This window comes from Puniceibacterium confluentis (genome assembly GCF_007923445.1).
Lineage (GTDB): Bacteria > Pseudomonadota > Alphaproteobacteria > Rhodobacterales > Rhodobacteraceae > Puniceibacterium > Puniceibacterium confluentis.
Map to the genome: position 1 here is coordinate 56,472 of NZ_VOJI01000010.1, position 20,811 is coordinate 77,282.

The following is a 20,811-nucleotide window of genomic DNA, read 5'->3' on the forward strand; positions in this document are numbered from 1 at the left end:
GACACCCACGACAACCGCACCCAAGGGCCGGCAAGAGCCCACACCCCAACAAGGAGACCAGAACGATGACAACACGTTTGAACCGCCGCGGATTTCTCGCCTCGACCGGCGCGCTGGCCGGAGGCCTTGCCTTTCTCGGCCCGCGCGACCTGCTGGCCCAGGAGGGCGGCACCCTGCGCTTTGCCCTGTCGACATATCCGCCCAGCTTTGACGTCTGGGCGTCCAGCGGCACCGCCGCCGGCACCATCAAGCTGCTGATGCACCGGGGCCTGCTGAGCTATGCGCCCGATGGCACCATGCGGGGCGAGCTCGCGGAAAGCTGGGAGGTGGACGATGCCGGCGCCTGGACGTTCAAACTGCGCGATGCCACCTGGCACGACGGATCGCCGGTCACCGCCGCGGACATCGCCTGGAACGTGACCGAGGCGCAGAAACCCGACTCGGCGGCGCATTTTCAGGGCCAGCTTGCGACCATCACCGCCGTCGAAACACCGGACGACAAGACAGTGCGCATGATCACCAAGGAGCCGCTGGCGGTGCTGCCGGGCTGGTTCGCGGATTTCAACATGCCGATGATCAAGAAGGGCGAACCGCGCGACACCATGGTGGGCTCCGGCCCCTTCACGCTCGAGGAGTCGGATCGCGGTGTATCGCTCAGCCTCAAGGCCTGGGATGGCTATTACAAGGAAGGTCTGCCCAGACTCGCCGGGATCGAGGCCATCGTCTACGCCGACGAAAACCTGCGCGTCGCAGCTCTTGAGGCCGGCGACGTCGACCTGATCGAATATGTGCCCTGGCAGTCCATGACCAAGATCGAGGACAACGCCGAGCTGACCCTGCAGACCACCAACGGTCCGTTCATGTATCTGACCTTCAACGGCTCGCGCCCGCCGTTCGACAACCCGGTTGTCCGCCGTGCCGTGGCCCATGCGATCAAGCGCGAGGACATCGCCGCAGCGGCGTTTTACGACCGCGGCGGCGCGCTGGAACACCTGCCGATCCCGGAAGGTTCGGAATTCTACAACCCCGAGTTCAAGGACGCCTGGAACTACGACCCCGACAAGGCCAAGGCCCTGCTGGCCGAAGCCGGGTATCCCGACGGCTTTGACTGCGTGATGCTGTCGACGGCGCAATACGGCATGCACCAGTCCACCGCCGAGGTCTGTCAGGCCTATCTGTCGATGGTCGGCATCAATGTGCAGCTGGACCTGCCGGAATGGTCGACCCGGGTGCAAAAGGGCAACGAGGGCACCTATGATCTGGCCGTGATGGGCACCGCCGCGTCCAACAACGACCCCGACGGGCTGAGCAACGTTCTGGACGGCTCGCTGCCGCCCAGCTTTGTGCGCAGCTTTGATCTGGAAACTCCGGAAATCAGTGCGCTGTTCGCCAAGGGCCGCGCCACCTTTGACCCGGACGCGCGCCGGGCGATCTACAAGGAGATGGAGCAGATTGCCATCGACACCACGCCGCTGGTCGGTCTGGCGTGGCGCTCGCAGGGCTATGCAATGAAATCCGGTGTCACCGGGTTCACCAGCATGCCGGGACAGCTGATCTTTTATTCCGGCCTGACGCTGGAAGAGACGATGTTCGGCTAAAGCGCACAGATGCTCAGATACATCGCCTACCGGAGCCTGGTGGCCCTGTTCCTTGTCTGGATCGTGGTCACCGCCGTTTTCCTGCTGCTGCACATGATCCCCGGCGATCCGGCGGAATTGTTGCTCAGCCAGGGATCCATCGCGGCGGACCCTGCCGCAGTGGCCGCCCTGCGCGAGAAGATGGGACTCAACGCACCACTCTGGCAGCAGTATCTGTCGCATCTGGCCGGTGTCCTGACCGGCGATCTCGGCGCGTCGTTTCGCGACGGCGCGCCGGTGGTGGAGCAGATCGCCCTGCGCCTGCCCCGCACACTGGAAGTGATTTTCGCCGCCGCCCTGATCGCCACCACGCTTGGCGTGCCGATGGGCACTTTTGCCGCCATCCGCGCCGATGGAAAATGGGACGGGGCGATATCGCTGCTGTCCTCGGCGGCGCTGTCGACACCGGTTTTCGTGGTCGGCTCGGTGGTGATCCTGATCTTTGCCCAGCAGCTGCGCATCCTGCCGGCGGGTGGCTTTGTGCCCTTTTCCGAGGACCCGGTGCAGCACCTCAAGCTGCTGATGCTGCCGGCCGGGACGGTCGCGCTCAGCCTCTGGGCGGTGATCACCCGGATGAGCCGCGCCACGGTGCTCGAGGTGTTGCAGCGCGACCACGTGCGCACCGCCCGCGCCAAGGGCCTGAGCCACCGCCGCATTCTGCGCCGCCATGTGGTGCGCAACGCGCTGATCCCGGTGCTGACCGTGCTGGGGCTGGAAATGGGCACACTGATCGGCGGCACGGTTCTGGTCGAATTCGTGTTCAACTGGCCGGGCCTGTCGGGCTATCTGGTCGCCGCCGTGGATGCACGCGACTACCCCGAGGTGGTCGGCATCGTCATGACGATCTCGATCCTCTTCGTCTTTCTCAACCTGCTGGTCGATGTGGTCAACGCCGCGCTCGACCCGCGCATCTCGCTGGTGCAGTCATGAACCGTGCGGTGCGCAAGCTGATCGTGCCCGGCAGCATCGTCGCCACCATCGTGCTGCTGGTGCTGCTGGCGCCGGTGCTGCCGCTGGCGGATGTGCGCGGCATGGACATCCCGCACCGCTTTGCGCCGCCCTCGGGGGCGCATTGGCTGGGACAGGACGAATTCGGCCGCGACGTGCTGGCCCGGCTGATCTGGGGCGGCCGCGCCTCGCTGTTCATCGCCGTCGGCTCGGCGCTGGCGGCGGCGGTGATCGGCACCACCCTTGGCCTGCTGGGCGGCTATTTCCGCGGCGCGGTGGAAATCGTGACAGTGCGTGCCTCCGAGATCGTCCTCTGTCTGCCGCCGCTGCTGCTGGCATTGCTGGTGGTGACCATTCTCGGCGCCGGCACCTGGCCGCTGATCCTGGCGCTGACCATCCTTTACACGCCGAACTATGCCCGGGTGATCTATGCCGCAACGCTGCAGGTGCGGTCGCTGGACTTTGTCACCGCGCAGCGCGCCATGGGCACCCATCCCTTGCTGATCCTGTGGCGCACCATCCTGCCCAACGTGATGCCGCCGCTGCTGGTGCAGATGTCGCTGGTGGTGGCCTCGGCCATGGTGATCGAAAGCGGGCTCAGCTTTCTGGGTCTCGGAGTGGTGCCACCGACCCCGTCCTGGGGGCTGATGATCCGCGCCGCCCGGGGCGCGATGGAACTGGCGCCGATGCTGCTGGTCTGGCCGTCTCTGGCGCTGGCGGGCACGATCCTGACCTTCAACCTGCTGTGCGACCGGTTGCAGTCGGTGCTGGACCCGCGCGCCACCACGGCCGGCGGCGCGCTCTGGCTGCGCAACCCGCGCCCGCGCACCCGCCGGGCCGCAACACCGGTGCCCAGGCAGGAGCAGGCACCGGCGCCCCTGCTGGACATTCGCGGGCTTGCGATTTCCGTCGATGGCGGACGCCAGTCGATGGGCCTTGTCGAGAACGTCAGCCTGTCGCTGCAACCCGGCGAAACACTGGCGCTGGTCGGCGAATCCGGGTCGGGCAAGACCCTGACCGGACTGGCCATGACCGGGCTGCTGCCGGACAGCCTGTCGATCACCGGCGGCACGGCTGACTTTGCGCCCCGGGATGGCGCCCCGATCGACCTGTGCCAGTTGGACGAACAGGGGTTTCGCGCCCTGCGCGGCAACGAAATCTCGATGGTGTTTCAGGATGCCTCGGCGGCGCTGAACCCGGTGCTGCGCATCGGCGACCAGGTGGCCGAGGCGATCCGCGCGCACCACAGCCCGTCGGACGCGGACTGTGACGCGGCGGTTGTCGATCTGCTGCGCCATGTCGGCATCCCGGATCCGGAACGCAGAATGCGGGCCTATCCACACGAGTTGTCCGGCGGTCAGCGGCAACGTGCGATGATCGCCGTGGCCATCGCCAACAACCCCCGCCTGCTGATCGCGGACGAACCGACCACGGCTCTGGATCCGACCATCCAGGCGCAGATCCTGCAACTGTTCCGTAAGCTCAAGGACGACACTCCCGAGATGGGCATGATTTTTGTCACCCACGACCTGGCCGTCGTGGCCGAGATCGCGGACCGGGTGACGGTCATGTATGCCGGTCAGGTGGTCGAGGACGGACCGGTGTCCGAAGTATTTGCCCGGCCCCGCCACCCCTACACCGCGGCGCTGATCGCCTCGGTGCCCGAAGGCGGTGCCGAACGTCTGGTGGCCATCCCCGGAACCGTGCCGACGCCCAACGCCATGCCGCCCGGCTGCCGTTTTGCACCGCGCTGCGGCCATGCCCGGCCGGAATGTACCCTGGCGCCCCCGCCGGTGGACACCCCTGCGCCGGGCCGCCGCAGCCGCTGTATCCGCTGGAAAGAGGTCACCTGATGTTTGACACATCACCCCCGCCGCTGATCGAGGCTGTCGGCCTCGGGCGCAACTTCGAGACCCGTCATGGCCTTTTTGGCCAGCGGCGCGATGTCTGGGCGGTGCGCGACGTCTCGCTCAGCCTGGCCAGGGGCGAGACGGTGGGCATCGTCGGTGAATCCGGCTGCGGCAAGTCCACTTTGGGCCGGATGATGCTGGGCCTGGAGGCCCCGACAACCGGAACTGTCCGTTTTGACGGGCGCGACCTGTCCGACTACAGCGGCGCCGCGCGGCGCAAGCTCGCCCGCCGGATGCAGATGGTGTTTCAGGATCCCTTCGGCTCGCTGGACCCGCGCCGCAGCGTCGGGGCGCAGATTGCCGACGGTTTGAAGACCCACAGCATCGTGCCGCCCGAAGCCGTTCAGGCCGAAGTCACCCGGCTGATCGAACAGGTCGACCTGCCCGCCGCCGCCGCGCAGCGCCGCCCGCATGAATTTTCCGGCGGTCAGCGGCAGCGCATCGCGGTGGCCCGTGCGCTCGCCACCCGCCCGGACTTCATCGTGGCCGATGAACCGGTCTCGGCACTGGATGTGTCGATTCAGGCGCAGGTGGTGAACCTGCTGATGGATCTGCGCCGCGATCTCGACCTCGCAATGCTGTTCATCAGCCACGATCTGCACGTGGTGCGTCACCTCTGCACCCGCATCGCGGTGATGTACCTGGGTCGGATTGTCGAAGAAGGCCCGGCCGATCAGGTTTTTGGCACGCCGGCGCATCCCTATACCCGCGCCCTGCTGGCCGCGACCCCGTCGCTGCACCCACGCCAGCAGGCTGCCGCCGACCGCATCCTGCCCGGAGAGCTGCCCAGCCCCGCCAATCCGCCCTCGGGCTGCCCGTTCCGCACCCGCTGCCCGATCGCCGAAGACGCCTGCGCCGCGTCAGTTCCGGCGTATCGCGACATGGCGCCGGGCTGGCGCAGCGCCTGCATCAAACCCGGGCCGGCCGCAGGAGGCCCGCGATGAGCACCGACGCCCCCGTCGCGATGATCACCGGGGCAAACCGGGGCATCGGTGCCGCGATCGCAGCGGCTCTGGCCGAACGCGGTTACCGGCTGGCGCTGGGGCTGCGCGACCCTTCTGCGCTGCCCGCTGACCTTCTGGCACTGGATCCCCTTGTGGTGCCCTACGACGCCGCCTGTCCCGCAGCGGCGCGCCGCTTCGTCGACGCCTCGCTTGAACGGTTCGGGCAGATCGACGCGCTGGTGAACAACGCGGGAATCGGCGGACCCCTGGAACTGATGCCGCAGACACCGCAGAGCGATGCGGAAATGGAAGCGTCCCTTGACGCGCTGCTGTCGATCAACGTGAAGGCGCCGTTTCGTCTGACCCGCGCCGCGCTGCCCGCGCTGTGCCAGAGCGGGCGCGGGCGGGTTGTGGTTCTGGCCTCGCTGTCGGGCAAACGGGTGCTGGGGCTGAACGCGGGCTACCAGATGACGAAACACGCCGCCGTGGCGCTGTCACACGCCGCGCGCCGCGCCGGATGGGACGCGGGCGTGCGCGCCTGCGCCATCTGCCCCAGCTTTGTCGCCACCGACATGACCCTGCGCCACGATCTGCCACGTCACGAGATCACCCAGCCCAATGACCTTGCCCGCATTGTCGCCGAGGTGGTGACGCTGCCGAATTCGGCCAGCATCTCGGAACTGGCGGTCAACTGGCGCTACGAGCCCGGGCTATGATCCGCCCGGGGATCAATGCCGTCCGCGGTGACAGGGATCTGCCGGATCAGGTCGATATCGCGGTGATTGGTGGCGGCATCGTCGGCTGTAGCGCGACCCTCTGGGCGGCCGAGCAGGGATACAGGGTCGCGCTGCTCGAAAAGGGCCGGATTGCGGGCGAACAATCGAGTCGCAACTGGGGCTGGGTGCGGCGCATGGGGCGGGCCCCGGCGGAATACCCGCTGGGGATCGAAAGTCTGCGTCTCTGGAGCGGGTTGAACCAGCGCATCGCCCGCGACACCGGTTTCCGCCGGGCCGGAATCATCTATTCCGCCAACTCCGACCGCGAGCTCGCATGGCTGGACACTGTCGCGCGCGAAGCGCAAACCTTCGGTCTCGCTGTCTCTCGGCTGAGCCGGGCCCAGCTTGCCGAACGGTTGCCGGGGTCCGACCTGCGCGCGACATCGGCGCTGCTGACCGAGGACGATGGCCGGGCCGAGCCGTTCATGGCCACCCCGGCAATCGCCGAAGCGGCGCGGGCCGCCGGGGCGGGCATCCTGACCTCCTGTGCGGTGCGCAGCCTCGAGACCTCGGGCGGGCGGGTTTCCGGCGTGCTGACGGAACGGGGGCGCATCGGCTGTGCCGCGGTCATTCTGGCCGGCGGCGCCTGGTCACGGCTGTTCGCGGGCAACCTCGGCATCGACCTGCCGCAACTAAGGGTCCGCAGTTCGGTGATGCGGACCACGCCGGTACGGGGCGGACCGGATGTGGCTCTGGGCAACGGCCAGTTCGGCTTGCGGCCGCGTCTTGACGGCGGCTATACCATCGCCCGCCGCGGCCGCGCCGCGGTGCAGGTCACGCCCGATGCGTTCCGCCTGCTGCCGCGGTTTCTGCCGGGTCTGCGCCGCAACCTGTCGGAACTGAGCCTGACGCTGGATCAGTCGGCCTGGGACGGGATGGTGACCCCGCGCCGCTGGGCCGACGACGCCGTGACCCCGTTCGAATCGTGCCGGGTGCTGGATCCCCCACCGCAGGCGGGCGCACTGCGACGGGCCCTGCGCGATGTACGGCGTGCCTTTCCCGCCTTTGTCGGTGCGCAGGTGGCCGAAAGCTGGGGCGGTATCATCGACGTGACCCCCGACGGGGTGCCGATCATCGACACCGCACCACACCTGCCCGGTCTGGTGATCGCAACCGGCTTTTCCGGGCACGGTTTCGGGATCGGACCGGCGGCCGGGCAACTTGCCGCGGAAATCGCCACCGGATCGGCCCCGCTGGTCGACCCCGCGCCGTTTCGCCTCGGGCGGTTCGGGGCCGCGTCGCTCCGCCCTGCCACACAGCCGGTGACGCCATGACCACGGTTTCCGGAACAGGGCGGCGACCAAAACTTCGTCTATCACGCGACAAATCGTTTGAATTGGACAGCGCCCGCGCCGGGCCGGTTCACTGCACCCACCTTCACCGAACCCCGGACACGGAAAAGAGCACATGATTGACAAGATCCGCATGGCAGAACTCACCTCGCAAGAGGCGCGCCAGAACCTCGACGACAGCGCCGTCGTGCTGTTGCCGATGGGCTCGCTCGAAGATCAGGGCATCCATGCGCCCATGGGCGATTATATTGCGGCGGACCTGATGGCGGTCGAGATTGCCAAAGCCGCCCGCGCCGAGGGTGTGCCCACCTTTGTCGCGCCCGTGATCCCCTTTGGCGGCAAGGATTATTTCGAGTCGAGCCACGGCGGCATTTCGGTCAGCCATGCCACGCTGTGCGGCATTCTGGACGACATGTTCGGCTGCCTGCACCGCCACGGCATCCGCAAGCTGATGATCGTCAATGGCCACGGCGGCAACGTCCCCGCCATCACCGAAGTTGCGCTGCGCTGGCGTCAGAAGGCCGGGCTGTTCGTGCCGTCGATGTACCTCTGGCAGGTGGCTTACGGCGAGTTGCCCGGCCTGATCGGCGCCGATACGGCGGCGAAATCCTCGGGCCATGGCGGCGATCCACTGACCTCCGTCGGCCTGCACTTCTATCCCGACCTGCTGCGCCCCGACCTTGTCCGCCCTGCCCCGCAAGGCAGCAGGGTCAAGGGGCTCGATATCTCGGGCTTTTCGACAATCACCTATGACGGCGCCAGGATCCAGGTCCCGATCGAAGCTCTGGAAGCCACGGAAACCGGCGCCTTCGGCTGTGATCCCACCCTGTGCACGGCGCAGACCGGGGCTGCCCTCACGGCGCGTCTTGCCGCCATCGGCGCTGGCCTTGTGCGCGACCATGTCGCCAAGGGCCTGCACGACTGAACCCATAACCAAAGCCGGGAAAACCGGCCAAACCCAACCGACAAGGAGACTATGATGACACTACTGAAATCCCTGACCCTGGGCACCGCCCTCGCGCTGGCCCTTGGCGGCATGGCACAGGCGGAAACCACCTGGCGCATGGCCACAAAAATGCCGGTCGACAGCCCCGAGGGCAAAGTGTTCGAGAAATTCTCGGAGCTGACCGAGGAATACACCGGCGGCGCACTGAAGATCGACGTCTATCCCAACGAACAGCTGGGCAAGGAAGACGCGGTTCTGGAACAGCTTCAGGCGAATATCGTGCAGATCTACGCCGAAGGCTTCGGATATCTGAAAAAGTGGGAACCGGCGCTGGCCTGGGTTGCGGCGGCCTTTGCCTTTGACGACTATGACCACTGGCAGCGCTTCATGGTGTCGGACACCGTGACCGGCTGGTTTGACACGGCCGCCGAACAGTCGGGTGTGCGCCCGCTGGGCGATCCGACGCTGATCCTGCGCGGGCCCTACCGGGTGATGGTGTCGAACGTACCGATCAACTCCGCCGCCGACGTGGAGGGGGTCAAGCTGCGGATGCACGAGAACAAGGTCGCCATCGAAACCTGGGACACGCTGGGCGCCGAAGTCGTGACCCTGCCCTGGACCGAAGTCTACCAGGGCATTTCCAAGGGCATCGTCCAGGCGGTGAATTCGCCCATCGCGCTGGTCGAATCCATGCGCTTCAACGAAGTGGCGCCCTATATCGCACGGCACGACGAATACTGGCAGTCCATCGGGTTCATGGTCAACGAACAGGCGCTGGCAGATTTGCCCGAGGACACCCGCGCCGGACTGATGAAGGCCTATGAAGAGGCCGGGGCCTATTCGCAGGAGGTGATGTTTGCCGTCGCCGACGAAAGCATCGCCCGGATGGAAGCGGCAGGCACCACCTTTACGGTGATCGACACCGCACCGCTGGTTGCCAAGATGCAGGCCTATTACGCCGCCATGGCCGAGTCCGGCGAACTGCCCGCAGGGTTCATGGAAGCCATCGAAGCCGCGCGGACGCCCGCGCAATGACGCCATACCAATACACACCCGAGGGCCCGCTGCAGCGGGCTCTCAACCGGGTCGACCGGCTGAACTGGTCGCTCGGCGGCGTGTTCCTGTGGCTGTCCAATATCTGCCTGCTGATCATGCTGGGCCTGACGGCGGCGACCTTTATCCTGCGCCCTCTGGGGTTCGCGCCCTATTGGATGTGGCCCTGGACCATGGTGTTCTTCATCTGGCTGTCGTTCTTCGGGTTTTTCGCGCTCTATGCCCGGCTCAAGGACGTGCGCGTCGATTTCATCGCCGGGCTGATGGGGCCGGGCGGCATGGCCTTCACCCGGCTGCTGGCCGATGCGGCGGCGCTGCTGGTGACCGGCGTGCTGCTCTGGGAACTGCCGACTGTTCTCGCCACCTCGCGCGGGGTCTATGACGGCGCCATCCTGCCCGCCGGGTATGAACTGCCGCGTATTGCCCTGTCCGTGCCGCTGTTTGTCTCGACGCTGCTTGTCGCGCTCGCCGCGCTTCTGGATCTGGCCAAGATGGTCACCGGGATGCCCGAGAACGTCACCGACCATTACCCGGAGATCTGACACGTGGCATGGATCCTTTTCGGCACCTTCATCGCATTGATCCTGCTGCGGGTGCCCATCGCGATTGCCATCGGCACCGCGACCGTACTGACCTTTCTGACCTCGGATTTCTCGAACGCCCTGCAGATCATCCCGCAGCAGATGCTCGAGGGGGTGAACAAGGCGTCGCTGACCGCCGTGCCGTTTTTCATCATGGCCGGCAACCTGATGAACGTGACCGGTGTCACCCACAGGATCTTTGCCTTTGCCAATGCGCTGGTCGGCCACCTCAAGGGCGGTCTGGCGCAGGTCAACGTGCTCTCCTCGATGATCTTCGCCGGCATTTCCGGCGCGGCGGTGGCAGACTGTGCGGGCCTGGGCGCGATCGAGATCAAGGCGATGCGCGAAAGCGGCTACAAGGCCGATTTCGCCGCTGCGATCACCGTCGCCTCGTCCGTCATCGGACCGCTGATCCCGCCGTCGATCGGGTTGGTGATCTATGCCTTCCTCGCACAGCAATCAATCGAGCGGATGTTCCTCGCGGGGCTGATCCCCGGCATCCTCGTCGGACTTGCGCTGATGGTCTATGTCCGTATCCGCGCCAGTTTCGAGGACTTCCCGACCCAGCGCCGCGCGACGGTGCGCGAAGTCGCGGGCACCGCGCGCCACGGATTTGCCGCGCTCATGGCACCGGCCATCATCCTCGGCTCGATCATGTGGGGCATCGTCACCGCGACCGAAGCCGGAGTGCTGGCCTGCCTCTACTGCATCCTTCTGGGCATCTGGTACCGGGAACTGACGCTGAAAAGCTTTTTCGCAGCGCTCAGCGACACCGCCATGATGACGTCGGTCATCATGATCATCATCGCCTTTTCCATCGCCATGGGCTGGCTGCTGGCCATCGACCAGACCCCGCAGAAGCTGGCAGAATGGACCTTTGCCCTGACCGAAGACAAGAACACCTTCCTGGCGCTGCTGCTGGTGTTCATCATCCTCGTCGGCTGCGTGGTCGAGGGTGTCCCGGCCAAGCTGATCCTGGTGCCCACCCTGCTGCCGCTGATTGACGCCTATGGCATCGACCGGGTGCATTTCGGCATCATCATCCAGCTCGGCCTGTTGATCGGCATCGCCACTCCGCCGATGGGAATCGGCCTCTATATCGTCGCCGAAGTCGGGCGGGTGCGTTTTGAAAAGGTGACGCTGGCGGTGCTGCCGATGCTGCTGCCGCTGTTCGCGGTGCTGATCATCCTGACTTACGTGCCGCTTACCGTGACCTTCCTGCCCGATCTCATCCTCGGAAAACAATAAGGACCATCCATGTCAAACCTCGTCTACAAACTGAACCCGATGCCCGCGCCGATTCCGCAGGACAAACTCGACCGGCTGGCAAAGCTGGAAACCGCCACCATCGGCCATTTCTACCACTTCGGCTTTGCCGCTCCCGCGATCCAGCCCGTTCTGCCGGGCAAGGTCATCGCCGCCACCGTCGCCACCCTTGCCATCCCCGGCCTCGATTCCACCCTGCTGCATCACTGTCTGAGCCAGTGCGGACCGGGCTACTTTCTTGCCGTCGACCGTCTGGGCGACAGCAAATACGCCTGCTGGGGCGGCGGCGTCACCCGGATGGCAGCGATGATCGGGCTCGAGGGCGGCTGCGTCGACGGCCCCCATACCGACACCGCCGAGATCGCCGAACAGGGGTTTGCGATGTGGTCGCGCGGTGCGTCCCCGGTCACCACGCGGCTCTATGATTCCGGCGGCGGCTTCAACGTGCCCGTCTGCATCGGCGGCGCGGCGGTTCTGCCGGGCTATGCGGTGCTGGCCGATGACTCCGGCGTGCTGTTCATCGCCCCCGAGGATCTGGACGAGGTGCTCGATCAGGGCGAAATCAAGACCGCGCGCGGACTGGTGAACGAGGCAAAGATCACCCAAGGCACCCATCTCGGGGCCATGTCGGGGGCCAGCAAGATGGTGCAGGCCAAACTGGACGGCTGAGGCACCGCCTCAGACGCCGTCGGAAAAGGAGCTGTAGGTCGGATGGGCTGCACACCAGTCGCGCGCCGTGTCGCGGGCAAGCGCAAGCACCGCGCCGACCTGCTTCTTGCGGGCGCGGTTGACATGGGTGCAGGCGACGCACAGCGGGGCGATGGTTTCGGTCACCGGAATGTGCACCAGCCGGCCGGCGGCAATATCCTGTTCCAGCGGCGCCAGCGCCAGCGCCGAGGCACCATAGCCCTGCCGTACCATTTCGCAGATGGTGGCCAGGGAATTGCCGTAATGCCGGGGGGCGGGGTGCGATCGCATTTCATCAATGTAATCCGCCACCGGATTGAACAGCGGCGAGGTGCGCGGATACAGCACCAGCGGCAGGCGGCGCAGCGCCTCGGGGGTCAGGGGCAGCGCCTGTCCGGCGATCACATCGGGGTGGGCGGCCCAGCCGACCTCGAACTCGGTCACAAAGTTCGGCCCCGCCACGCGGTCGCCGCTGGCGGTAAAGGCAAGATCCAGGGTGCCCGCCTCGACAAAGCGGCGCAGCTGCACGTCGGACCCCGCGTAGATGTCGAAATGTGTTTCAGGAAATTCCGATTGCAACCTGTCACGCAGCCGCGGCCCCCAGCTGAAGGCCAGCATCCCGGCCAGTCCCAGCGACAGGCGGGTCATTTTCTTGTCCAGCAGCCGCGCATTCATGGTTTCGCGCAGGTTCAGGAACTGCAAAGCGAATTCCGCCACCTCCATGCCCTGATCGGTCAGCCGGAACCCCGATGCCTCGCGGTCGATCAGAGTTTTCCCGAGATCGCTCTCAAGCGACTGGATGCGCGCCGATACGGCGGGCTGGGTCAGCCCGAGATGTTCGGCCGTCAGTCGGTAGTTGCCGATCTGGCTCAACCAGTAGAACGCTTCAAGCTGCTTGAAGTTCATCGTCTTTCCATACCTTTATCAAAGCCAAAGGACCCCGCATGACTGTTGCCGTATACCTTCCCCTGGACGACAAGACCCAATGGTGGGTTGATATGTTGCAATCCCTGTTGCCGGGGTGGACGGTCGCCGCGCTGGATGCCGTGACCGACCCCGCCGCGGTGGAATACGCCGTGGTCTGGCGCCCGCGTTCCGGCGACATGGCGCGATTTCCGAATCTCAAGGCGATTGTGTCCATCGGCGCCGGCATCGACCATGTGCTCGCCGACGAAAAGCTGCCCGCCGGGGTGCCGATCATCCGCACCGTCGGCGATGACCTGACCCAGCGGATGCGGGAATACGTGGCCCTGCACGTGTTGCGCCATCACCGCGACATGCCGCGCCAGCTGCGCGCGCAGGCCGAACGCGACTGGCATGCCATCGTGGTGCCGGTCGCGCCGCAGCGCACCGTCGGTGTGATGGGTCTGGGCAACCTGGGGGCGGCGGCGGCGCGGACGCTGGCCGACCTGGGCTTTGCCACCCGGGGCTGGTCGAAATCCGCAAAGACCATCGACGGGGTCGAAACCTATGCCGGGCCGGACCAGTTCGACAGGTTCCTGTCGGGCTGCGAGATCCTGGTGAACCTGCTGCCGATGACCAACCAGACCAGCGGCATCCTGAACGCCGGGCTGTTTGCCAAGCTTGCCAGCGACGCCTGCATCATCAACTGTGCCCGTGGCGGGCATCTGGTGGATGACGACCTGCTGGCAGCGCTGGACAACGGGACGATCAAACAGGCGACCCTTGATGTGTTTCATGTCGAACCCCTGCCTGCCGATCATGCCTTCTGGGGCCATCCCGCGATCACCGTGACGCCGCATGTCGCGTCGCAGATCGACGCGGGCACCGGCGGAAGGATCATCGCGGCCAATCTGAAAACCTTTGCCGAGACCGGCACCTGCGCCGATCTGGCCGACGCGGTCCGGGGGTACTGAGGCGGGACCGGGCGGGTCAGATGTGAAAGGCCACGCCCTCTTCCGCCAGCCCCCCGCCCAGCGCTGACACCGTGCCGTCTGCGCGCCAGCAGGCGGCACCGGTCATCGCGCCGTCCGGGCCAAAGGCGATGGCATTCATCCCACCGCCGATATGCGGCACCACACGCACATCGTGGCCCCGCGCCGTCAACGCCTGGACATGATGGGCAAAGCCCGGCTCGACCTCGACATGGCCGCCTTCGGTCCAGACACGCGGCGCCTCGACCGCCTGCTGCGGCGTCATGCCGTGATCAATCATGTTGACGATGGCCTGCAACGCCGAGGGAAAGATCCGCAGGGCCCCCGGCAACCCGAGCGCAAAGGCCGGCCGACCGTCCTTCAGCACGATCATCGGTGCCATCGAGGTCGGCACCCGCTTGCCCGGCGCGATCGACAGCGCCTTGCCGGGATGCGGGTCGAAATTATACATGTAGTTGTTGGGAATGATGCCGGTGCCGGGCACCATGAACCGTGCGCCGAACAGCCCGTTGATCGTATGCGTCGCCGAAACGATCATCCCGTCCCGGTCCGCCACGGTGATATGTGTGGTGGAGTTGCTCTCGTACCCCGGCGGCACCGGCCCGGACCCGCCGACATCGCGCAGCCGCGCGCGGCAGTCGGCGGCATATTCCTTCGAGATGTAGTGCTCGACCGGAATATCCACAAAATCCGGATCCCCCGAAGCAGCGCGCCGGTCCTCGAACCCCACGCGGATCACCTCCATCAGCAGATGCAGCCGCTCGGCGGAATCATAACCCATCGCCGCCAGATCGTAGCCTTCGAGAATGTTCAGCATCTGCGCCACATGCACACCCGAAGACGCGGGCGGCGGCGGCCCGGCGATCTCGAATCCGCGATAGCCAGAGAAAATCGCCTCGCGCTGGCGCGGCACGTAACCTGCAAGATCGGCCAGTGACACCGACCCGGCATCGGCGCCGCCGGTGTTCAGGCGGTCAACCAGCGCCCGCCCCAGGGCGCCACCGTGCAGCGCCGCCGCACCTTCATCGCGGATCAGTTTCAGGCTTTCGGCGTAGTCCGGCATCACCAGATGTGTCCCCACCGCCAGCGGATCGCCGCCGGGCAGAAAGACGCCCGCTATTTCCGGATCGGCCAGCATGTCCTCGGCGTGGCGCAGGATGTTGCCGCTGAGATAGCTGGTGACGCGGAATCCACCGGCCGCCAGCCGTATCGCCGGCGCGATGACATCGCCAAAGGGCAGGCGCCCGTGCTGCGCATGCATCGCACACCACCCCGCCAGATTGCCCGGCACCGCCACCGCCGCCGGGCCGACCAGATTGAGCCGAACGGCGGTGTCCATGTAGTCCGGCAGGTGGTCTGAAACCGGCTGGTACATATCCGCCCGGGCCGATCCCGCCGCCTGGGACAGACAGTCAAAGACCACGTGGGTTCCGTCCGGCAAACGCAGATGGGACACCCCGCCGCCGGCAATGCCGACCATCATCGGCTCGACCACCGTCAGCGCCAGAAGCGCCGCGACAGCTGCGTCGACTGCATTCCCGCCCATGGCGAGCATTTCGTGTCCCGCCGCCGATCCGAGCGGATGGTTGGTGACCACCACCCCACCGGCGCCAGACGCCGGATGTTTCTTGCAGACAAAGGGCAACGGCAGATTTTTGGCGGGCATGCTGGTCACTTTTCTGATGTGCCCGGCACGCAAGCGCCGGTTCTTGGCGCCACTGTAACTTTCTGATCGCCGGTGTGAAGGACACCCGGCCCTGTCCGGTGAAAAACTGGCGACACTGACCTGATTTTCAGCATAAGGGCTTGGATTCCAAGCCCTTGCGCTTCCCGGGGCACGAGACCGGGCCATCTGAAACCGCTCCCCGAGACCCGGGGCCAGGCGCAGGTGTCAACAGGGTGGCGCGGCCGCCCTTGCCTGCCGTATTCGCGGCGTCCGCAGATTGATACCCCCGCTCCGGCAGCATGCGCAGCCGCAGGGCAGGCACTGCATTTCAAGGCCGTCAGGCCATGGCAGAGACCGCAGGCTCAGGCCGTCAGCGGCTCAGGATATCGCGCAGCACACCCAGCCCGGTTTCAAGGGTTGCGAAGGCCGCAGCCGGGTCATCGGCTTCGACATAAAGCCGCAGTTCCGGCGCATTTCCCGAGGGTCGGATATGAATGATTGTGCCGGTATCCGATGTCAGGCGCAGCCCGTCGGTCTGGTCCAGCGCCACCGCGGCGCCAAGACCCAGTCGGCCAAGCAGGTCATCCTGAACAGTGCTGTCCGCCGAAAGCTTTGACACCAGTGCCTGCGAGCGCTCGGTCGGCACATTTTCCAGCCGGTCAGCGGCAGTGAAGCGGGCCGGTTCCCGGGCTACACGGGCCGCAAGATCCATCCCGTCGCCGCTGCGTGACGCACAAAGCGCACCCAGGATCGGCAACATGGCGTCGCGGGTCATCAGCGCCGGCAGCGTCCCGCCGGGACCGGTGGCGTCAAAGCCCAGCAGGAAACCGCCATTGGCCTCGTACCCGACCACCTTTTCGCCGGCTCGGGCCTCCATCGCGGCGATCACGTAGGGCGAACCGATGCGGGTGCGAACCACGGCGCCAAAGCTGTCACCGCTGTCGACTCCGGTGTTCGAGGACACCGGGGTGACGACCACTTCGGCCCCCACAAGCGCCGCCGTGATCTGGCCCAGAACATCCCCCGGGACCACGGTGCCGCCGGCATCGGTGACCAGCGGACGGTCGGAATCGCCGTCGGTCGAGACGATGGCGTCAACGCGGTGCTCCGAAGCCCAGCTGCGCAGCTGGGCGCGGGTGGCGGCGTCCACCGCTTCGGTATCGACGGGGATGAAGGTTTCCGAACGGCCCAATTCGAGCACTTCTGCCCCGACACCGCGCAGGATGTCGCTCATCACGTCGCGGCCCACGGCGGAATGGCAGTAGATTCCGATCCGCGTGCCGCGCAGCGCCAGCGCCCCGAACGCCGAGACAAACCGGTCGCGATAGCGTGAGCAGGCCTGTGTGTCCCGGGTGAGGGCGGCGGTCAGCCCCCGCGCGGACAGGCCGAGCGCACCGAGTATCGCCGTCTCGTCGGACTTGGCGATTTCGCCGGTGCGGGTGTAGAACTTCAGTCCGTTCCTGTCGGCGGGGATGTGGCTGCCGGTGACCATCAGCGCGCCGGCACCGGCCTCCTGGGCTGCCAGCGCCAGTGCCGGCGTCGGCAGCGCGCCGCAGGAGACGACGTTGACACCCAGGTCACGCGCCGTGTCCGCCACCACCTCTGCCAGGGCAGGTGAACTGTCCCGCAGGTCATGGCCGACAAACAGCGTGCCACCGACGTCGCAGACCGACAGGAAGGCGCGAACATGGTCGGTCACAATCTGGTCGGTCAGTTCAACGACAAGGCCTCGCAGACCGCTGGTTCCGAATTTGGGGGGCATGGGGCTGGCCTCCTGGCCTGTACTGAAAGTGTTTGTGGCAGAGCCGGGCCGGCGGGCCGTGCAGCGCCGCGACGCCCCGGGGGCCTGAGATCGCGCGGACCATAGACCGGGCTCTGACGGGCCACAAGTTGTGGCACCGTTTGGCATTCGGCCCTGACCGCATTTTCCGGCTTCACGCGCCTGGAGCTGATCTCTGCCTTGAAAAGATGCAGGTGCTCCGGCGGTTTCCCCGGCGGCGCAGCACCCGAACCGGCGGCGCAGGCCTTGCGACGGATCGCGGTTATTCGATCGCCACACCATGGGTGCGCTGCGCCTGCACCTGTTGTGCCTCTGCGGGCCATGTCGAGCGGATGAACGCGAGAACATCCAGTATGTCCTCCGTGGACAGAACCTCGCCAAAGGCCGGCATGCCGCTGGTCACCCCCGTTACCCCGCGCGCCGCCAGCGCCGCCTGCCCGCCCATCTGCGTGTAGTCCAGCAACAATTGGGTATCGTGGTGCCAGGTATGACCGGTTTCGTCATGTGGCGGAGCAGGCAGAACTCCCCCGGGCCCCGGCGACCGCCAGTCCGCCTGTCCCTCCAGATCGGCGCCGTGACAGACCGCGCAGGTCTGCGCATAAAGCCGGGCACCGTTGTCCAGATCCCGCCCCTCGAACCGGTCCCCGGCCGGAAGCGCCGCAGGGACAAGGCTCAGCACCGCCGCCGCAAGTGTCAGCTGCGCGCGGTTCATTGCTTGAACGTGGCGTGGCAGGCTTTGCAGGCCCCGCCAAGTTTCTGCATTGTCTTCCCCAGGTCGACCGGGCTTTCCACCGTCCCCACGGATGCGAGGCTGACGGCCTGCAGCGCGTCGGCCCGGGTCGTGAAGGTGCCGAAATCCTGCCAGATGACAGGTCTGGCTTCGGATTTCGGGTCGCTTGCTTCGGGCGTGAACAGCGCGGGGATCCTGGCAGCCTCGTCCGCCATGCGGGCAAGGGCGGAGTCGATGGCATCCGGATTGAAGGCCGCCTCTCCCTTTGCCATCCTGCCGATGACCTTCATCTCTGCCGCAAGGGTCGACATGCCCTGCATCCGGGCCATCACATGCACGTCCTTGACCCCGCCATGCGCCAGTGCGGCAGTTCCTGCAACGGCCAATGCCACAGCCATCCGGACAAGAGTTCTCACTTTGGATTTCCTTTTCAGTTTCAACTTACGTCGATCCAGTTTGTCATGCCCGAGGCCGCATGGCCCAGCATATGACAATGCAGCAGCCACTTGCCCGGATTGTCCGCGACAAAGGCGATGTCGATCGGTTCATCCGGCAGGCTGAGGATGGTGTCGCGCATCGGACCAAGACTGCCGTCAGCGGCGATGGTCCGGAAATGCATTCCATGCAAATGCATGGCATGCGCAAAGACGGTGCGGTTCGACAGCCGCAGGCGCACGGCCTCTCCGCGCGACAGGCTGGCGAAAGGGGTGTCATCCATGCCCACCTGCCCGGCCAGGGCCCAGAACTGCCCTTCCTGCACCAGTTCGCGGAACCCGAGTTCACGGCCATTGAAGCGGGCATTGCGCAGGCCGCTCATGGCACCGCCTTCCATCACCATTTCCAGTTGGCGCGCCGCCTTCAGGTCGGGAAGCGCCATGTTCGGATTGGGTGCCAGCGGCGCCGGAACACCGCGTCGCGCGAGCGATGCGGCACCGCTGACCGGCATGTCCACCAGCGCCTGCCATGTGTCGTCATTGGCCTGGCGCACCAGTCCGGCAATCGCGCCCTCGGCAGCGGTGACATCGACCATCAGATCGATCCGCTGGGCGGGCGCCAGGATCAGGTCTCCGGTTACCGGTTCGGGCGCGGGCAGAGGCATGCCGTCCAGCGCAACGGTCCACCCCTCCAGCCCGTCGAGCCGCAGCACAAAGATCCGGGCGTTCGCGGCGTTGATCAGCCGCAGACGCAGCCGCGCGTGGCGCTGTACCGGCAAGCTGAGATCGTACCGACCGTTGGTGCCGATCAGGTTGCCCATCCGGCCCGCATGGCTTTGCATCATCGGGTTGCCAAAGTCCCCGGCAAAGGCCCCGGTGTCAGGGTCCAGAAGCCAGTCGTCCAGCATCAGCACTTCGTCCCGGTCCACATCCGGGGCGTCGGGCTCTTCGACGATCAGCGGCCCGGCCAACCCGCGCGCCACCTGTTCCATCGAATTGGTGTGGGAATGATACCAGTAGGTGCCGGCATCCGGCACGACAAAGTCGTACTCAAAGGTGCCGCCCGGCGGGACCGGATCCTGCGTCAGACCCGACACGCCATCCATGGCGTTGTCGATGCGGATGCCGTGCCAGTGTACCGACGTCGGCTCCGGCAGGTCGTTGACCAGCTGCCGCGTCAGCCGCGCGCCCTGTTTCGCGCGCAGCGTGGTGCCGGGCACCGTGCCGTCATAGCTCCAGACTTCGGTGGCGGCATAGCCTTCGGGCGCCAGCTGGACAACCGCGGGACGCGCGGTCAGCGGCGCGGATCCGGCAGCCATGCCGGGCCGCCCCAGAGCCGCGCCGACGGCCAGGCCGGCGCAGAAATCGCGGCGGGTGATTCGGGGGCCGCGCATCTCAGTTGATCCCGTTGGCGCGCTGCAACTCGCGGACGTAGCCCGCAATCATCAGGACATCGGCCGGCGTCAGCCCGGGTTGCGGCGGCATGTCGCCGAACTTCCAGTGGTGCGACCGGACTCCCTGCTGCGCGGCCAGAACAAACGCCATGTCCCCGTGATGCGACGGTTCGTAAATCTTGTGAACCAGCGGCGGGCCGGACCCAAGCTTGCCTGCGGCATTTGCGCCGTGGCAGGCGGCGCAGGTCGCGTCAAATGCCCGTTTGCCGATTGTGGCATCCTGAGAAAGTGTCTCTGGCAGGGTGACCGCCACCATCGGCTCCCCCTCGCCCGGCGGGGCGGCCACCGGTTCTGACTGTGGCTGTCCAAAATACAGATATGCGGCGCCGCCAAGGGCCAGCGCGGCAACTGCGGCGATTGTGATCTTGTTCATACCGAGTTCCTCAATCGCGCACGGCGTCTGGCCGTGCGGTGTCGTGCAGGCGGATCCGATCCGCCGGTGACTGTTTCGAACTTCGGTCAGCCACGCGGTGGCGGCAGGTCGAAAGGCACCGTCCTGGCATACATCGGAGGGCTGGCGGGCAGCGTGTAGCGAATTGCGCCCCGGCTGGCGCCGCCGAGGTCGCCGGACCCGGCGGGAACGGCAGCGGAGACGCAAAACGCCCCCTGGGAACACATTGCAGACGCGGGTCCGCCAGAGCGGTCATGCAGAGGCGCGTTTTCCGGGCAGTGCGTGCAGTTGTAGGCAGGCGTGACATGCGCCATGCCAGCCATCCCCGTCAGGGTCAGAACCAGCAGGCCGGTACAGAGGATCAGCAGGAATTGTCGCACGGTCACTTTCATCATTGCTGTACTGCCTTTGCAGCATATAG

The 20,811-nt window shown here is 66.3% G+C and carries 20 protein-coding genes; 12 read left to right on the forward strand and 8 right to left on the reverse strand.

All coding sequences use genetic code 11. The annotated features are described in order from the left end of the window. The first annotated feature begins 65 nt into the window (after positions 1-65). The 11 genes from FOY53_RS12670 to FOY53_RS12720 all read left to right on the forward strand — a co-directional run bounded on the left by FOY53_RS12670 (position 66) and on the right by FOY53_RS12720 (position 12,022). On the forward strand, positions 66-1,598 hold the full coding sequence (locus FOY53_RS12670; RefSeq protein WP_146589375.1) for an ABC transporter substrate-binding protein: 1,533 nt from the start codon (positions 66-68) through the stop codon (positions 1,596-1,598). Positions 1,599-1,607: 9 nt separating this feature from the next. After that, positions 1,608-2,567: an ABC transporter permease gene (locus FOY53_RS12675; protein ID WP_146589377.1), complete on the forward strand. Its 960-nt coding sequence runs from the start codon at positions 1,608-1,610 to the stop codon at positions 2,565-2,567. After that, positions 2,564-4,438 carry a dipeptide/oligopeptide/nickel ABC transporter permease/ATP-binding protein gene (locus FOY53_RS12680; RefSeq protein ID WP_146589379.1) on the forward strand — a complete coding sequence of 625 codons (1,875 nt, stop codon included), beginning with the start codon at positions 2,564-2,566 and terminating at the stop codon, positions 4,436-4,438. Before FOY53_RS12675 ends, FOY53_RS12680 begins: the two co-directional genes overlap by 4 nt. Further along, on the forward strand, positions 4,438-5,439 hold the full coding sequence (locus FOY53_RS12685) for an ABC transporter ATP-binding protein (RefSeq protein WP_146589381.1): 1,002 nt from the start codon (positions 4,438-4,440) through the stop codon (positions 5,437-5,439). Before FOY53_RS12680 ends, FOY53_RS12685 begins: the two co-directional genes overlap by 1 nt. After that, positions 5,436-6,155 (forward strand): SDR family NAD(P)-dependent oxidoreductase, encoded by a 720-nt coding sequence (locus FOY53_RS12690; protein WP_146589382.1) that lies wholly within the window; start codon positions 5,436-5,438, stop codon positions 6,153-6,155. Before FOY53_RS12685 ends, FOY53_RS12690 begins: the two co-directional genes overlap by 4 nt. Next, positions 6,152-7,489 (forward strand): NAD(P)/FAD-dependent oxidoreductase, encoded by a 1,338-nt coding sequence (locus FOY53_RS12695; RefSeq protein WP_146589384.1) that lies wholly within the window; start codon positions 6,152-6,154, stop codon positions 7,487-7,489. Before FOY53_RS12690 ends, FOY53_RS12695 begins: the two co-directional genes overlap by 4 nt. Positions 7,490-7,622: 133 nt before the next feature. Beyond that, entirely contained in the window at positions 7,623-8,432 is an 810-nt protein-coding gene (locus FOY53_RS12700) for a creatininase family protein (protein WP_146589386.1), read from the forward strand. 54 nt (positions 8,433-8,486) lie between these two features. After that, the gene (locus FOY53_RS12705; RefSeq protein ID WP_146589388.1) at positions 8,487-9,488 is read left to right on the forward strand and encodes a TRAP transporter substrate-binding protein; all 1,002 of its coding nucleotides are present in this window, start codon (positions 8,487-8,489) and stop codon (positions 9,486-9,488) included. Next, positions 9,485-10,048 (forward strand): TRAP transporter small permease subunit, encoded by a 564-nt coding sequence (locus tag FOY53_RS12710; protein WP_146589391.1) that lies wholly within the window; start codon positions 9,485-9,487, stop codon positions 10,046-10,048. The genes FOY53_RS12705 and FOY53_RS12710 overlap by 4 nt, the downstream gene beginning before the upstream one ends. Before the next feature lie 3 nt (positions 10,049-10,051). Continuing rightward, on the forward strand, positions 10,052-11,335 hold the full coding sequence (locus tag FOY53_RS12715) for a TRAP transporter large permease (RefSeq protein WP_146589393.1): 1,284 nt from the start codon (positions 10,052-10,054) through the stop codon (positions 11,333-11,335). Between the two features lie 9 nt (positions 11,336-11,344). Next, positions 11,345-12,022, forward strand: a complete 678-nt coding sequence (locus tag FOY53_RS12720; protein WP_146589395.1) for an RraA family protein — start codon at positions 11,345-11,347, stop codon at positions 12,020-12,022. Between the two features lie 9 nt (positions 12,023-12,031). On the opposite strand, the gene FOY53_RS12725 is transcribed toward FOY53_RS12720, so the two are convergent. After that, positions 12,032-12,946 carry a LysR family transcriptional regulator gene (locus FOY53_RS12725; protein ID WP_146589396.1) on the reverse strand — a complete coding sequence of 305 codons (915 nt, stop codon included), beginning with the start codon at positions 12,944-12,946 and terminating at the stop codon, positions 12,032-12,034. A gap of 38 nt (positions 12,947-12,984) precedes the next feature. Between FOY53_RS12725 and FOY53_RS12730 the strand changes: the two genes are divergently transcribed. Continuing rightward, entirely contained in the window at positions 12,985-13,917 is a 933-nt protein-coding gene (locus FOY53_RS12730) for a 2-hydroxyacid dehydrogenase (RefSeq protein ID WP_146589399.1), read from the forward strand. Between the two features lie 16 nt (positions 13,918-13,933). Here the strand turns inward: FOY53_RS12730 and ggt are convergent, their stop codons facing one another. The 7 genes from ggt to FOY53_RS12765 all read right to left on the reverse strand — a co-directional run bounded on the left by ggt (position 13,934) and on the right by FOY53_RS12765 (position 20,785). Beyond that, positions 13,934-15,601 carry a gamma-glutamyltransferase gene (ggt, locus tag FOY53_RS12735; RefSeq protein ID WP_146589401.1) on the reverse strand — a complete coding sequence of 556 codons (1,668 nt, stop codon included), beginning with the start codon at positions 15,599-15,601 and terminating at the stop codon, positions 13,934-13,936. 370 nt (positions 15,602-15,971) lie between these two features. Continuing rightward, positions 15,972-17,363, reverse strand: coding sequence for a phosphomannomutase (locus FOY53_RS12740; RefSeq protein ID WP_146589403.1), 1,392 nt, complete (start codon positions 17,361-17,363; stop codon positions 15,972-15,974). A 280-nt stretch (positions 17,364-17,643) separates the two neighbouring features. After that, positions 17,644-18,093 carry a c-type cytochrome gene (locus FOY53_RS12745; RefSeq protein WP_146589405.1) on the reverse strand — a complete coding sequence of 150 codons (450 nt, stop codon included), beginning with the start codon at positions 18,091-18,093 and terminating at the stop codon, positions 17,644-17,646. Next, entirely contained in the window at positions 18,090-18,509 is a 420-nt protein-coding gene (locus FOY53_RS12750) for a c-type cytochrome (protein WP_246107383.1), read from the reverse strand. Before FOY53_RS12750 ends, FOY53_RS12745 begins: the two co-directional genes overlap by 4 nt. Positions 18,510-18,547: 38 nt before the next feature. Continuing rightward, entirely contained in the window at positions 18,548-19,939 is a 1,392-nt protein-coding gene (locus FOY53_RS12755; protein ID WP_146589409.1) for a multicopper oxidase family protein, read from the reverse strand. 1 nt (position 19,940) lies between these two features. Next, complete coding sequence (locus tag FOY53_RS12760) at positions 19,941-20,372, reverse strand: c-type cytochrome (protein WP_146589411.1); 432 nt, start codon at positions 20,370-20,372, stop codon at positions 19,941-19,943. 86 nt (positions 20,373-20,458) lie between these two features. Then, on the reverse strand, positions 20,459-20,785 hold the full coding sequence (locus tag FOY53_RS12765; protein WP_146589413.1) for a hypothetical protein: 327 nt from the start codon (positions 20,783-20,785) through the stop codon (positions 20,459-20,461). Between the last annotated feature and the right edge of the window lie 26 nt (positions 20,786-20,811).

What these genes read in the sequence shown, in the direction of transcription:
- FOY53_RS12695 (WP_146589384.1), top strand. Translation starts at nt 6,152, where the DNA reads ATGATCCGCCCGGGGATCAATGCCGTCCGCGGTGACAGGGATCTGCCG.
- ggt (WP_146589401.1), bottom strand. Translation starts at nt 15,601, where the DNA reads ATGCCCGCCAAAAATCTGCCGTTGCCCTTTGTCTGCAAGAAACATCCG.
- FOY53_RS12705 (WP_146589388.1), top strand. Translation starts at nt 8,487, where the DNA reads ATGACACTACTGAAATCCCTGACCCTGGGCACCGCCCTCGCGCTGGCC.
- FOY53_RS12700 (WP_146589386.1), top strand. Translation starts at nt 7,623, where the DNA reads ATGATTGACAAGATCCGCATGGCAGAACTCACCTCGCAAGAGGCGCGC.
- FOY53_RS12760 (WP_146589411.1), bottom strand. Translation starts at nt 20,372, where the DNA reads ATGAACAAGATCACAATCGCCGCAGTTGCCGCGCTGGCCCTTGGCGGC.
- FOY53_RS12725 (WP_146589396.1), bottom strand. Translation starts at nt 12,946, where the DNA reads ATGAACTTCAAGCAGCTTGAAGCGTTCTACTGGTTGAGCCAGATCGGC.
- FOY53_RS12755 (WP_146589409.1), bottom strand. Translation starts at nt 19,939, where the DNA reads ATGCGCGGCCCCCGAATCACCCGCCGCGATTTCTGCGCCGGCCTGGCC.
- FOY53_RS12750 (WP_246107383.1), bottom strand. Translation starts at nt 18,509, where the DNA reads ATGGCTGTGGCATTGGCCGTTGCAGGAACTGCCGCACTGGCGCATGGC.
- FOY53_RS12675 (WP_146589377.1), top strand. Translation starts at nt 1,608, where the DNA reads ATGCTCAGATACATCGCCTACCGGAGCCTGGTGGCCCTGTTCCTTGTC.
- FOY53_RS12765 (WP_146589413.1), bottom strand. Translation starts at nt 20,785, where the DNA reads ATGATGAAAGTGACCGTGCGACAATTCCTGCTGATCCTCTGTACCGGC.
- FOY53_RS12690 (WP_146589382.1), top strand. Translation starts at nt 5,436, where the DNA reads ATGAGCACCGACGCCCCCGTCGCGATGATCACCGGGGCAAACCGGGGC.
- FOY53_RS12740 (WP_146589403.1), bottom strand. Translation starts at nt 17,363, where the DNA reads ATGCCCCCCAAATTCGGAACCAGCGGTCTGCGAGGCCTTGTCGTTGAA.
- FOY53_RS12670 (WP_146589375.1), top strand. Translation starts at nt 66, where the DNA reads ATGACAACACGTTTGAACCGCCGCGGATTTCTCGCCTCGACCGGCGCG.
- FOY53_RS12710 (WP_146589391.1), top strand. Translation starts at nt 9,485, where the DNA reads ATGACGCCATACCAATACACACCCGAGGGCCCGCTGCAGCGGGCTCTC.
- FOY53_RS12745 (WP_146589405.1), bottom strand. Translation starts at nt 18,093, where the DNA reads ATGAACCGCGCGCAGCTGACACTTGCGGCGGCGGTGCTGAGCCTTGTC.
- FOY53_RS12680 (WP_146589379.1), top strand. Translation starts at nt 2,564, where the DNA reads ATGAACCGTGCGGTGCGCAAGCTGATCGTGCCCGGCAGCATCGTCGCC.
- FOY53_RS12730 (WP_146589399.1), top strand. Translation starts at nt 12,985, where the DNA reads ATGACTGTTGCCGTATACCTTCCCCTGGACGACAAGACCCAATGGTGG.
- FOY53_RS12720 (WP_146589395.1), top strand. Translation starts at nt 11,345, where the DNA reads ATGTCAAACCTCGTCTACAAACTGAACCCGATGCCCGCGCCGATTCCG.
- FOY53_RS12685 (WP_146589381.1), top strand. Translation starts at nt 4,438, where the DNA reads ATGTTTGACACATCACCCCCGCCGCTGATCGAGGCTGTCGGCCTCGGG.